Origin of the sequence: Anoxybacillus mongoliensis (genome assembly GCF_014201515.1) — a bacterium.
GTDB lineage: Bacteria > Bacillota > Bacilli > Bacillales > Anoxybacillaceae > Anoxybacillus > Anoxybacillus mongoliensis.
Map to the genome: position 1 here is coordinate 87539 of NZ_JACHEQ010000003.1, position 11790 is coordinate 99328.

The 11790-nt window shown below is 41.6% G+C and carries 14 protein-coding genes; all 14 read right to left on the reverse strand.

What is annotated here, in order from left to right; genetic code table 11:
• Positions 1–12: 12 nt before the first annotated feature.
• From HNR43_RS04050 to HNR43_RS04115, 14 genes are read right to left on the reverse strand one after another with little or no spacing between them, the layout of a single operon-like run.
• Complete coding sequence (locus tag HNR43_RS04050) at positions 13–1074, reverse strand: chemotaxis-specific protein-glutamate methyltransferase CheB (RefSeq protein WP_183241527.1); 1062 nt, start codon at positions 1072–1074, stop codon at positions 13–15.
• A 12-nt stretch (positions 1075–1086) separates the two neighbouring features.
• Positions 1087–1956: a MinD/ParA family protein gene (locus HNR43_RS04055; RefSeq protein ID WP_183241529.1), complete on the reverse strand. Its 870-nt coding sequence runs from the start codon at positions 1954–1956 to the stop codon at positions 1087–1089.
• The gene (flhF, locus tag HNR43_RS04060) at positions 1953–3053 is read right to left on the reverse strand and encodes a flagellar biosynthesis GTPase FlhF (protein ID WP_183241531.1); all 1101 of its coding nucleotides are present in this window, start codon (positions 3051–3053) and stop codon (positions 1953–1955) included. The genes HNR43_RS04055 and flhF overlap by 4 nt, the downstream gene beginning before the upstream one ends.
• Positions 3050–5086 carry a flagellar biosynthesis protein FlhA gene (flhA, locus tag HNR43_RS04065; RefSeq protein WP_183241533.1) on the reverse strand — a complete coding sequence of 679 codons (2037 nt, stop codon included), beginning with the start codon at positions 5084–5086 and terminating at the stop codon, positions 3050–3052. Before flhA ends, flhF begins: the two co-directional genes overlap by 4 nt.
• A gap of 30 nt (positions 5087–5116) precedes the next feature.
• On the reverse strand, positions 5117–6199 hold the full coding sequence (gene flhB, locus HNR43_RS04070) for a flagellar biosynthesis protein FlhB (protein ID WP_183241535.1): 1083 nt from the start codon (positions 6197–6199) through the stop codon (positions 5117–5119).
• 1 nt (position 6200) lies between these two features.
• Positions 6201–6980 (reverse strand): flagellar biosynthetic protein FliR, encoded by a 780-nt coding sequence (gene fliR, locus HNR43_RS04075; RefSeq protein ID WP_183241537.1) that lies wholly within the window; start codon positions 6978–6980, stop codon positions 6201–6203.
• Entirely contained in the window at positions 6977–7246 is a 270-nt protein-coding gene (gene fliQ, locus HNR43_RS04080; protein WP_183241539.1) for a flagellar biosynthesis protein FliQ, read from the reverse strand. The genes fliR and fliQ overlap by 4 nt, the downstream gene beginning before the upstream one ends.
• Before the next feature lie 15 nt (positions 7247–7261).
• The gene (fliP, locus tag HNR43_RS04085) at positions 7262–7927 is read right to left on the reverse strand and encodes a flagellar type III secretion system pore protein FliP (RefSeq protein ID WP_183241541.1); all 666 of its coding nucleotides are present in this window, start codon (positions 7925–7927) and stop codon (positions 7262–7264) included.
• Positions 7920–8546 carry a flagella biosynthesis regulatory protein FliZ gene (fliZ, locus tag HNR43_RS04090; protein ID WP_183241543.1) on the reverse strand — a complete coding sequence of 209 codons (627 nt, stop codon included), beginning with the start codon at positions 8544–8546 and terminating at the stop codon, positions 7920–7922. The genes fliP and fliZ overlap by 8 nt, the downstream gene beginning before the upstream one ends.
• A 12-nt stretch (positions 8547–8558) precedes the next feature.
• Positions 8559–8918: a chemotaxis protein CheY gene (gene cheY / locus HNR43_RS04095; RefSeq protein ID WP_003394872.1), complete on the reverse strand. Its 360-nt coding sequence runs from the start codon at positions 8916–8918 to the stop codon at positions 8559–8561.
• Positions 8919–8937: 19 nt separating this feature from the next.
• Positions 8938–10089 carry a flagellar motor switch phosphatase FliY gene (fliY, locus tag HNR43_RS04100; RefSeq protein ID WP_183241545.1) on the reverse strand — a complete coding sequence of 384 codons (1152 nt, stop codon included), beginning with the start codon at positions 10087–10089 and terminating at the stop codon, positions 8938–8940.
• On the reverse strand, positions 10079–11077 hold the full coding sequence (gene fliM, locus HNR43_RS04105) for a flagellar motor switch protein FliM (protein ID WP_035047045.1): 999 nt from the start codon (positions 11075–11077) through the stop codon (positions 10079–10081). The genes fliY and fliM overlap by 11 nt, the downstream gene beginning before the upstream one ends.
• Positions 11078–11108: 31 nt before the next feature.
• Complete coding sequence (fliL, locus tag HNR43_RS04110) at positions 11109–11522, reverse strand: flagellar basal body-associated protein FliL (RefSeq protein ID WP_183241547.1); 414 nt, start codon at positions 11520–11522, stop codon at positions 11109–11111.
• Between the two features lies 1 nt (position 11523).
• Complete coding sequence (locus HNR43_RS04115; protein ID WP_183241549.1) at positions 11524–11751, reverse strand: flagellar FlbD family protein; 228 nt, start codon at positions 11749–11751, stop codon at positions 11524–11526.
• Positions 11752–11790 lie beyond the last annotated feature (39 nt).

Genomic DNA, 11790 nt, shown 5'->3' on the forward strand with positions numbered 1-11790 from the left:
TTCCTATCCCCCTCAAACTTGTACGTGTTTCATTACCGCTTCAGCAATATCGTCCACGTGAACGATCTCATCAACAACGTTTGCAGCAATGGCTGACTTAGGCATGCCGAATACAACGGAAGATTCGGCAGATTCTGCAATGACAAACGTCTTACCCGACGATTTTAATTGTTTTAATCCTGCTGTGCCGTCTGAACCCATGCCTGTCATAATGACAGCAATTTTCTCGTAATCTGTTAATGCGCTTAATGATTCAAACATCACGTCAACAGAAGGTCGATGACCATTGCGCGGTGCTGCTTCATCCAAGTGGATGGCTAGCGACATACCTACACGTTTCACATGTAAGTGTTTTCCTCCTGGTGCGATATACGCTGTCCCTTTTTGAATAATTTCACCATCTTCTGCCTCTTTGACGCGAATGTGACATAATGAATCAAGTCGGGTCGCTAACGACTTGGTAAACCCTTTCGGCATATGTTGAACAACTAAAATCGGTGCGTCAATCGTGGCTGGAAATTTTGTTAACACGTGTTGAAGCGCACGCGGTCCACCTGTTGATGTACCGATCGCGATGATTTTTCTCTTTCCACTTGCGTTGCTTACCTCTATTTTACTATATTGCTTTTGTGGCAACATAGACATTTTTTGTTTTGTTTTTACCGTTCGTAAATTCGCTTCGCTTGCCAAGAGCACTTTTTCGATCATTTTATCTTTAATTTTATATAAATCTAGCGAGATCGCTCCAGAAGGCTTTGCAATAAAGTCAACCGCACCGTATTGCAACGCTAAAATCGTATTTTCCGCCCCTTCTGTCGTCGTGCTTGAGATCATAATGACCGGAAGGGGTCGGTTTTGCATAATATGCTTTAACGTTTCAAGCCCGTTCATGACAGGCATCTCAACATCTAGCGTCACCACATCCGGATGTAATTGCTCAATTTTTTGTAACGCTTCTTGTCCGTCACGTGCTGTACCGACAACGTGCAACCGCGGATGTTCTGATAAAAAATCGCTAATTAATTTTCGCATAAAAGCAGAGTCATCAACGACGAGCACCTTTGCTTTCTTCACAGCGATAATAACCTACCTTTCCAAAAAGTATTGACGTAGCTTAGCAAAAAAGTGAAACGGACGTTTCGTTTGCTCCTCGTGTTCTTCTTTGACTAAGTAACGATCCGTCATTTGCATGAGCGCCTTACTCGCCTTTGCGCTTGGGTCAAATAAAAGAAAAGGCGTTTGCCGAATGACTGCGGTGCTTACTGTTCGGTCTTCAGGTATATATCCTAATGCATGTAATTGTTTTCCTAAAAACCGTTTCGCCACTTGTTTTAAACGTTGCAACGTTTCTGTTCCTTCTTTATCCGAACGTGCGCGATTGACTAACACATAAATCGGAAGTTGCGGATCTGCTAAATGAATGTACTTCATTGTTGCATATGCATCGGTTAAAGCGGTCGGTTCAGGTGTCGTTACGATAAAAATATCATCCACTGCCTTGAGCAGCTGCAGACGATCTTCGGACATACCCGCTCCCATATCGAAAATGAGATAGTCGTATTGCTCGGAAACGAGTTGTAATTGTTCGATAAAATATTCGACTTTTTGTTCATCCATATGAAAAATTTCTGTTAGTCCCGTTCCTCCTGCAATAAACGACAACTGCTCTGGCCCTGTTTTTATAATATCATGAATGGTGACGTCTGGACGAAAAATATCGATGATCGTACGGGAAGATGTATGGCCAAGCAAAATATCGATATTCCCCATACCAATATCCATATCAAACAACAATACATGTTTTCCTCGTTGACGCAACGCTAAGGAAAAGTTTAACGAAACGTTCGACTTTCCAACGCCACCTTTGCCGCTCAATACAGCAATCGCTCTCGTTTCTGCTCCATGTTGCATTTTTTTCACGCGCAAACGTAAGCTTTCTGCTTGATCTCTCATCATCGTTGCTCGACCCCAGTAACCATATTTGCCACAAGCTGTGGAGTAGCTTCAACAATATCATCAGGTACGTTTTGCCCGTTCGTCATATACGCTGCACCGATGCCACACTGGATCATCATATTTAACATCGCACCGTGCCGACTCGTTTCATCGACTTTCGTAAAAATAAATTTATGAATTGGAATAATGGAAAACTGTGTGTAAATGTCTTTCATATCTCGCCATTTTGCTGTAAGCGATAATACAAGAAACGTTTCCATTTCCTCATTAAAATCAATCATTTCTTTTAAATCGTTTACATATTGGGCGTTGCGAAAATTTCGTCCAGCTGTATCAATAAATACAATATCGTATGACTCGAGCTTTTCTTTCGCTTGACGAAAATCGTCGAGATTGTAACATACTTCAAGTGGAACATTCAAAATTTTGGCATATGTTTTTAGTTGATCGATTGCCGCAATACGATACGTATCTGTCGTAATAAACGCCGCTTTTTTTCGATGTTTAATGACGCAATCGGCAGCCATTTTCGCAAGCGTTGTCGTTTTACCAACACCCGTCGGTCCAACAACGTTGACGAATTTTTTTTGAAACGACATGCCACCAAACGGAAGAGAAGATAATGCGTGAACAATTTCTTCATGAAGCCATTGCTTCACTTCTTCATACGACGCATCTGCCCCAGACGTATACCAACGTTGCAATAACGTAGACATAAACATGGCTCGCACATCATCGCTTATTTCTTGATCGATTAAATGCCCATCGATCGTCTTTAACGGGGTTGGATAAATTTCTCCCCCTTGCGACAACTGGTGAATCGTCGCTTTTAATTCATGAATTTCTTTTAATAGCTGTTCATCACGCATCGGTTCCGTGCGCTCTTTTCGTTTTTCTTTTATTTTTTGAACAGGCGGAGTGGCTGGTTTTGGATCAACAGCAGCAATCACTTCGATATTTTTCCTGGAAAACAACCCAAGAAAACCTTTTTTGTGTACAACTTTCGAGTTTAAAATGACGGCATCATTGCCGAGCTCAGCTCGAATCATTTTCATCGCTTCTGGCATCGATGAAGCTACAAACTTTTTCACCTTCATTCCACATTCACCACCCCAACACTTTGAACTTCCACATTGGCTTCAAGTTCATTATACGACAATACCGGAACGTGACGGAAATATCGCTCCGTTAATTGTCTCACATACATGCGCACAGCCGGTGAGCAAAGCAAAATAGGCGATTGATCTTGAAAAGGAAATTGTTCAATTTGCATCGCAATCGCTTCAATAATTGCTTGTGAAACGACCGGATCGAGCGCTAAATAATTACCGTGCTCCGTTTGTTGCACACCTTCTGCAATCATTTTTTCGACTTTTCCTGATAACGTAATGACGCGTAACGGCTGACCTTCGACCACATATTGACTTGTAATTTGACGGGCGAGCGCTTGACGAACGTATTCTGTTAAAAGATCTGGGTCTGTCGTCATTCGACCAAAATCCGCGAGCGTTTCAAAAATGACCGGCAAATTGCGAATCGACACTTTTTCGCGCAATAAGTTTGCAAGCACTTTTTGAATATCACCAACCGATAACGGATTTGGTGTCACTTCTTCGACTAAAATAGGATACGATTCTTTCACATGATCGATTAACTGCTTCGTTTCTTGACGGCCGAGCAACTCATGCGCATGCGCCTTTAACAGCTCCGTTATATGAGTCGATACGACAGACGGCGGATCAACAACTGTATATCCAAACATTTCAGCTCGTTCCTTCATTTCTTCAGAAATCCATTTTGCCGGTAAGCCGAACGCTGGCTCAACTGTATCGATTCCTTCAATCGAATCATCTTCAATGCCCGGGCTCATCGCCAAATAATGATCAAGCAGCAATTCCCCACGCGCCACTTCATTTCCTTTAATTTTTAGTCGATATTCATTCGGTTGCAGTTGAATGTTATCACGAATACGAACAACTGGAATAACGATACCAAGCTCTAAAGCGAGCTGACGACGGATCATCACGATGCGATCTAGCAAATCCCCACCTTGATTAGCGTCAGCAAGCGGAATTAACCCGTATCCAAACTCAAACTCAATCGGATCCACGCTCAATAAACTAACAACGCTTTCTGGGCTTTTCATTTGATCCATCTCTATTTCTTCTTCTGTTTCTTCTGGTGTTGTTTCAGACACATGTGCTTGTTTTGTTAATTGATACGCTCCAAAAGCAAGCAACGAAGCAATCGGGAGCGTTAGCAAATCGTTGATCGGCGTCAACAATCCGAGTAAAAAAATCGTCCCTGCTGTGACATATAGCATTTTCGGATAAGCAAACAGTTGCCGCATAATGTCGGCACCTAAGTTATCATCGGAAGCGGCACGCGTGACGACAATCCCTGTCGCAGTTGAAATTAATAGCGCTGGAATTTGGCTAACGATTCCATCTCCAACAGTTAATAATGTGTATCTTCTTGCGGCTTCCCCTATATCCATTCCTTGTTGAACCATACCGATGACAATTCCAAATAGCATATTAATTAACACAATAATAATTCCTGCGATGGCATCACCTTTCACGAATTTACTTGCCCCGTCCATCGCTCCATAAAAATCAGCTTCTTGCGCAACTTTTTCGCGTCGTTCTCTCGCTTGTTGTTCAGAGATGATGCCCGCATTTAAATCCGCATCAATGCTCATTTGTTTTCCGGGCATCGCATCGAGCGTAAAGCGCGCCGCAACTTCAGATACACGCTCTGCCCCTTTTGTAATGACAACGAATTGAATAATAATTAAAATTAAAAACACGACGAAACCAACAACAACATTTCCACCAATAACGAACGTTCCAAACGTTTCGACAACCCCCCCTGCTTCTCCTTTACTTAAGATCGAACGAGTCGTTGAAACGTTTAAACCGAGGCGAAATAACGTTAGCAAAAGAAGAAGCGAAGGGAAGATCGAAAATTGGAGCGGTTCGCGCATATTCATTGATGTTAGGAGAACGAGCAATGCAAGAGAAATATTCATAATAATGAGGACGCTAAGCAACCATGATGGTAGAGGAATGATAAGCATCGCTACAATTAATACAACCGTAAGTAATACAGATAAGTCCCTTGCCGACATAAACGTTCTCTCCTGTCTACATGCATGAAATTAAAGTTTATTTTTCGTTTTATAGACGTACGCTAAAATTTCCGCCACCGCTTTAAAAAACGCTTCTGGGATGACCATCCCGACATCTGTTTGATCGTATAATGCGCGGGCGAGTGGACGATTTTCAACGATCATGACATCGTTTTTTTTAGCAATATCTTTTATTTTTTGTGCCATATAGTCTGCCCCTTTAGCGACAACGATTGGGGCATCTGCTTGTTGTTCATCATACTTTAACGCCACAGCAAAATGGGTTGGGTTTGTAATGACCACATCGGCTTTCGGCACTTCTTGCATCATACGGCGCATCGCCATTTCCCGTTGCTTTTGCTTAATGCGCGATTTAATTAACGGATCCCCTTCTGTCTTTTTATATTCGTCTTTAATGTCTTGCTTTGACATACGAATATTTTTTTCAAAATCGTACCGTTGATACAAATAATCGAACATTGAAAGAAACAGTAAAGCGACAGAAGCAACAATCCCCATTTGAATCGTTAGACGTCCAAGCGTGGCCGCAATCGCTCCAATCGACTTATGAGATAGCGATAAAATATCGTCGATGTGTAGCCACAAAACAGAAAAGGTTACAATTCCAACAAACAATACTTTTAAAATGGACTTTAACAATTCTACAAGCGCCCGAAGCGAAAATATGCGCTTAAATCCTTGAATCGGATCGAGTTTGCTTAGCTTCATTTGCAGTGGTTCGGTCGTGAATAAAAAACCAACTTGTACAAAATTAGCAAATAGCGCTGCAGCAATGGCCACTAAAAAAATTGGTCCGACGAGCATGGCCAGTTGTCGCAAAAGATCAACGAAAATGAGCTGCACGGAATCGACCGTGACGTCCATGAAAAAGTAATGTTGAAACGACTGGCGAAATAACCGTACGATCGCATCTCCCCATACGCCCGAAGAAAACGAAAGAACGAGAAAAACGACGAGCATTAAAAAGGCGGCGGTCGCATCCGCACTTTTTGCTACTTGTCCTTTTTTACGCACTTCTTGCCGTTTTCTCGGCGTTGCTTTTTCTGTTTTTTCCCCGGCGAAAAACTGCAAATCAACGGACAGCCAGCTCACATTACGCGCCTCCTAACAGTTTCATCATGTTGCGCATCGACATAAAAGTGAGTTCAAACAGTTGTTTGGTGACAACAAACATGCTTGAAAATACAATGATAAACAAAACAAAACTGACGATAATTTTCACGGGTAATCCAATGACAAAAATGTTCATTTGTGGAACTGTTCGAGCCACAATACCAAGCGCCACATCAACTAAAAATAAACAACCAACAATCGGAATGGCCATTTGCAATGCAATAACAAACATCGCTTGAAATAAACGAACGACTTGTTCTGCGATTTGTCCATTCCCGAAAGAAATGAGATGATCGAGCGGGATGAACTGATAGCTATAAAAAATACCGTCTAACAACAAATGATGTCCATTGACGGCAAGCAAAAAAAACAAAGCAAGCGTGTATAAATATTGTCCCATTAATGGGCTTTGGGCGCCTGTTTGCGGATCGATGACGTTTGCGATCGCAAATCCCATTTGAAAATCAATGAATCCACCTGCAATTTGAATCGCTGACATGATCATAAAAGCAACAAGCCCAATAAGTAGCCCGACAAGCACTTCTTTCATTAGCAACATCATATACATTCCGTCAATATCTAATGGCTTTGGATCGAGTGAAAAAAACATGAGCCAACTTATAAAAAAAGCAAAACCGATTTTATGAACGTTTGGTACGTTTCGATAGGAGAAAAGCGGCATCGTTGCGAAAAATGAAGCGACGCGCGCGAAAATGAGCAAAAATGTCGGTACATACGTGTATAACTCCATACGCTTCATCCTACAAATTTACTTAAGTTACTAAAAATATTGTATGCATATGAAATCATGCGCGAAAGCATCCACGGTCCGAAGAAGACAAGACCGAGTAACACCGCAACGATTTTCGGCACAAATGCTAACGTTTGTTCTTGAATTTGGGTCGTCGCTTGCAAAATACTAACAAACAATCCGATTGCAAGAGCAAGCAACATAAGCGGACCGCATATGACAAGCACCATATATACACCGCGTTCCGCTACTTGAATGACAAAATCGGGACTCATTTTTCCCACCTACTTTTAAAAGCTTTCTAATAATGATTTCACGACTAAATACCAACCGTCCACCAAGACAAACAATAAAATTTTAAACGGCAACGAAATCATGACCGGCGGTAGCATCATCATTCCCATCGACATTAATACGCTTGCGACAATCATATCAATGACTAAAAACGGAATGAATAACATAAAGCCGATCTGAAACGCTGTTTTTAGCTCGCTAATCGCAAAAGCGGGAACAAGCGCTGACATTGGAATATCTTGCACCGTTTTTGGCTGTTGGGCTCCTGCGTAGCTTAAAAATAAAGCTAAATCTTTTTGACGCGTATGTTTGCTCATAAACTCTTTTAGCGGTGCTTCGGCTCGTTCATAAGCTTGCTCTAAATTAATTTTTTCATCAAACAACGGCTGCAAGGCGTCACGATTTATTTGTTGAAACGTCGGCGCCATAATAAAAAATGTTAAAAATAGCGATAGCCCGATAATGACTTGGTTTGGCGGCATTTGTTGCGTGCCGAGCGCTGTTCTAACAAACGATAAAACGATGACGATGCGCGTAAACGATGTCACCATAATTAAAATGCCTGGCGCAATCGACAAGACCGTCAAGAGCAACAACAGTTTGACAGATGTTGCTACGTTTTCGGGCGCACTATTATTAAAAAACTGCATGACTTCATTCATGTGAATCCCTTTCTTTTTCCAGCGCTCTCATCGCCTGTTTTCGCTTCTCAGCCAATTGTTGTAATTCTCGATCAAACAATTGGCGAAAACGAGGCTCGTTTGTTTTTCGTTGCAAAAGCGATTGGAGCGATTTCCATACGTTCGTATCAAGCAATGAATCAAGACGCGCTTCATGTTGTTTAAGCAACTCTTCAATTTCTTGTTCATCCGTAATTTCTTTCAATAAGTGAATCGACTCGCCTACACCGACAACAAATACGCGTCGACCGACTTTCACGATTTGAATCGTTCGATTCGTTCCTAAACTTGTTCCACCTAAATGTTGGATAAGCCCTTTTCGCTCATAAAATCGGTTTTGTTTATTTAACCATTTTAAAAGCGCATATAACAAAAACACAACAAAAGCAGTTGCAGCAATCAGTTTGACAAAATCCCAAACTGTAATTGGAGACGGTTGGGCAACGTTTTCTGATTCCGTTGCCTTGTCCGTTTGTTGTTCTTTACACTTTTCTGGATGCTCTACACATTCTTTTACGCTATTCGTTTGTTCTGCAAAAGCAGGAGAAACTGCTTGCAGAACAACGAACGCGCACAACATGATGATGCGAATATAGCGCAATGAATTCCACCTCTAACCGAGCGTTTTGTTAATCGCTTCAATGACACGATCTGCTTGGAACGGTTTGACAATAAAATCTTTTGCTCCCGCTTGAATGGCATCAATAACCATCGCCTGTTGCCCCATCGCAGAACACATAATGACTTTAGCGTTGCTGTCAATTTTTTTAATTTCTTTCAGTGCCGTAATGCCATCCATTTCTGGCATCGTAATGTCCATTGTAACTAAGTCTGGGCGAAATTCTTTATACTTTTCGACCGCTTGTGCTCCATCAGCTGCCTCTGCGACAACTTCGTGCCCATTTTTCGTTAAAATATCTTTAATCATCATTCGCATAAATGCTGCATCATCAACAATTAAAATTCTCGCCATTCTCCAAAAACCTCCCAAATTATCGTAATTTGTTTAACCGATCGCTTTGGCTAATAATACTTGTCACACGCACCCCGAAATTTTCATCAATGACAACGACTTCGCCTTTCGCGATCAATTTATTGTTTACTAAAATGTCAACCGGTTCACCAGCCAGCTTATCGAGTTCAATAATGGAACCTGACGATAAACTTAAAATGTCTTGTACAGAGCGCTTCGTTCGCCCGAGCTCCACCGTCACTTGCAACGGAATGTCAAGCAACATGTCGAGATTGCGCGATTCCGCTTCTGGCAATGGCGCTGGTTCAAAACTTGCAAAAGCAACAGGCTGGACGTTGACAGGCTGCTGTACGGCTCCCGTTCCAAAATGTTGAGGAGCTTCTTTTTGCGTTTGTTGAGCCGGTGAAGGCGCTGGTTGCGTTTGTGCGGATGGCGCGGTTTGACGTGGCTCATTCGTATTTATTGTAGCCGATGTTTGTGTCTTTGTACTAGACGGATTTAATAAATTTTCGACTAATTCTTTTGCAAAATGAATCGGCAACAATTGCATAATGTTAGAATCAATTAAGTTACCTACTTTTAAACGGAACGATACTTTTACAAGCACGTCGTCCGGCGGTAAATATTCAAATCCTTCGCCTTCTGATAAATCAAGTAAGTGTAAGCTTGGTGGTGAAATATCAACTTTTTTACTAAAAATTGTGGACATCGATGTCGCAGCTGAACCCATCATTTGATTCATCGCTTCTTGTACAGCGCTCAGTTGAATTTCATCCATAAAGGCAGGCGGGTTTGTACCATCTCCACCCATCATTAAATCTGCGATAATCGCAGCATCAGATTGTTTAATGACAAGTAAATTTGTTCCTAAAAACCCTTCCGTATAGCTCACTTGAATCGCAACGTACGGATGCGGAAACTCTTCTGCCACGCGCGCACGTTCAATGAGTGAAACGTTCGGCGTCGTAATTTCAACCTTTTGATTTAATAACATCGATAACGCTGTCGCTGAACTACCAAATGAAATATTTCCAATTTCACCAAGCGCATCTTGTTCAATTGGTGTCAATACTTCATCGATCGACATTGTACTAGACGGCATCGGGTCTTCGTCAATTCCTCGCAACAACGCATCAATCTCATCTTGAGATAACATATCGTCACTCATCATCGCCGTCTTCCCCCTTTATTACATCTAAAATTTGTACTGCTAATCGTTTATTCATTTTTCCCGGCTGCCCGATAAACTTCGGCACATCTCCCACCTTAATGATGAGCGGATCTCGCACCGTTTGATCAAGTTGAATGACATCACCAACGGAAAGTTGCAAAAACTCTTGTACGGAGATGCTCGATGTACCAAGTTCTGCGATCATCGGCACTTTCGTTTGCTTTAATCGTTTTTGTAGCGTCGCAACTTCCTCTGGTTCACGCTCTTTTTTTTGCGTTTGCATCCAATAATGAACAGATAATTTCGGGATAATCGGCTCTAATACAACGTGTGGGATACAAATGTTAATCATTCCACTCGTATCACCAATTTGTGTATTTAACGAAATAACAACAACCGTTTCATTCGGTGACACCATTTGTAAAAATTGTGGATTGACTTCAAAATCTGTGAGCATCGGATCGATATCTGCCACGGACTCCCACGCTTCACGCAAGTTGCTAAACGCTTTTTCAAACAAACTGGACATAATTTTTGTTTCAATTTCAGTTAAATTTTCGATTTTATTTAAACTTACTCCTCTACCGCCTAATACGCGATCAAGCATCGCATAAGCGATATTTGGGTTGACTTCTAACAGCACGCGTCCATCAAGAGGAGGGACTTCGAATACCGTTAAAATTGTCATTTTCGGAATGGAGCGAATAAATTCCTCGTACGGCAATTGGTCAGCCGATGCGACTGAAATTTGCACGTATGTTCGCAACTGCGCTGAAAAAAATGTCGTTAACAACCGGGCAAAGTTTTCGTGTATGCGCGTTAAACTGCGAATTTGGTCTTTTGAAAACCGCAATGCTCGTTTAAAGTCATACACTTTTACTTTTTTCTCTGCTTCTTCCTTTTTCAGCTCATCCGCGCTCATCTCTCCAGCAGATAGCGCCGCAAGCAGGGCATCTATTTCACTTTGTGATAAAACTTCTCCTGACACCGTTCTCACCTCCTACTCCTATTCATTTTATTTACTGGAGAATAAAGGAGGTTATATAAATTTTCTCAACTTTTCCTTCTTGCATAAGCTCATTTATGCGTTCGCGCAGCTTTTTCTCTAAAAGGAGCTTTCCTTGTTTTCCTTTAAACTGTTCTGCTGTCATTTCTGATAATTCTTCAATAATGATATTTTTAATTTGAAAATCGCGTTTTTCTGCTTCTTCTTTTGCTTTTTCGCTATCTGTTTGAATTTTAAACGCAATTTTAATAAAGCTTCCGTCCATTAAATTGGTCATGATTTCAGGTACATCAAACGAACTGGCGACAATTTCATCAACTGTCGGTTCTTTTGGCTCATCATTCCCCATAAATTTCATGACAACAACAAGGGCGACGACGCTAACAAGCGTAACTACTCCCATAACAATTAACATGATTTTTAACATTTTATTGTCCTTCAACGTCGGATCCCTCCGCCTCTCTCCTTAATCCGAGAACAGAAATGTTACGATAAAACGTTTCTACTAATAACATAACATCTTCCACAGACTCGCGCACGACAAACTTTTTGCCATTCGTTAACGTAATAGTCGTGTCTGGGAACGCTTCAACTTGCTCTATGTAAATGGCGTTTAACGTAAAAGGTTTACCGTTTAACCGCGTTAATCGAATCATTATGTATCGGGGGCAAACGCCCCCGTCCCCCCCTTTATT

What these genes read in the sequence shown, in the direction of transcription:
- HNR43_RS04055 (WP_183241529.1), bottom strand. Translation starts at nt 1,956, where the DNA reads ATGATGAGAGATCAAGCAGAAAGCTTACGTTTGCGCGTGAAAAAAATG.
- flhF (WP_183241531.1), bottom strand. Translation starts at nt 3,053, where the DNA reads ATGAAGGTGAAAAAGTTTGTAGCTTCATCGATGCCAGAAGCGATGAAA.
- flhA (WP_183241533.1), bottom strand. Translation starts at nt 5,086, where the DNA reads ATGTCGGCAAGGGACTTATCTGTATTACTTACGGTTGTATTAATTGTA.
- fliR (WP_183241537.1), bottom strand. Translation starts at nt 6,980, where the DNA reads ATGAAGCGTATGGAGTTATACACGTATGTACCGACATTTTTGCTCATT.
- fliQ (WP_183241539.1), bottom strand. Translation starts at nt 7,246, where the DNA reads ATGAGTCCCGATTTTGTCATTCAAGTAGCGGAACGCGGTGTATATATG.
- fliP (WP_183241541.1), bottom strand. Translation starts at nt 7,927, where the DNA reads ATGAATGAAGTCATGCAGTTTTTTAATAATAGTGCGCCCGAAAACGTA.
- cheY (WP_003394872.1), bottom strand. Translation starts at nt 8,918, where the DNA reads ATGGCGAGAATTTTAATTGTTGATGATGCAGCATTTATGCGAATGATG.
- fliY (WP_183241545.1), bottom strand. Translation starts at nt 10,089, where the DNA reads ATGATGAGTGACGATATGTTATCTCAAGATGAGATTGATGCGTTGTTG.
- fliL (WP_183241547.1), bottom strand. Translation starts at nt 11,522, where the DNA reads ATGTTAAAAATCATGTTAATTGTTATGGGAGTAGTTACGCTTGTTAGC.
- HNR43_RS04115 (WP_183241549.1), bottom strand. Translation starts at nt 11,751, where the DNA reads ATGATTCGATTAACGCGGTTAAACGGTAAACCTTTTACGTTAAACGCC.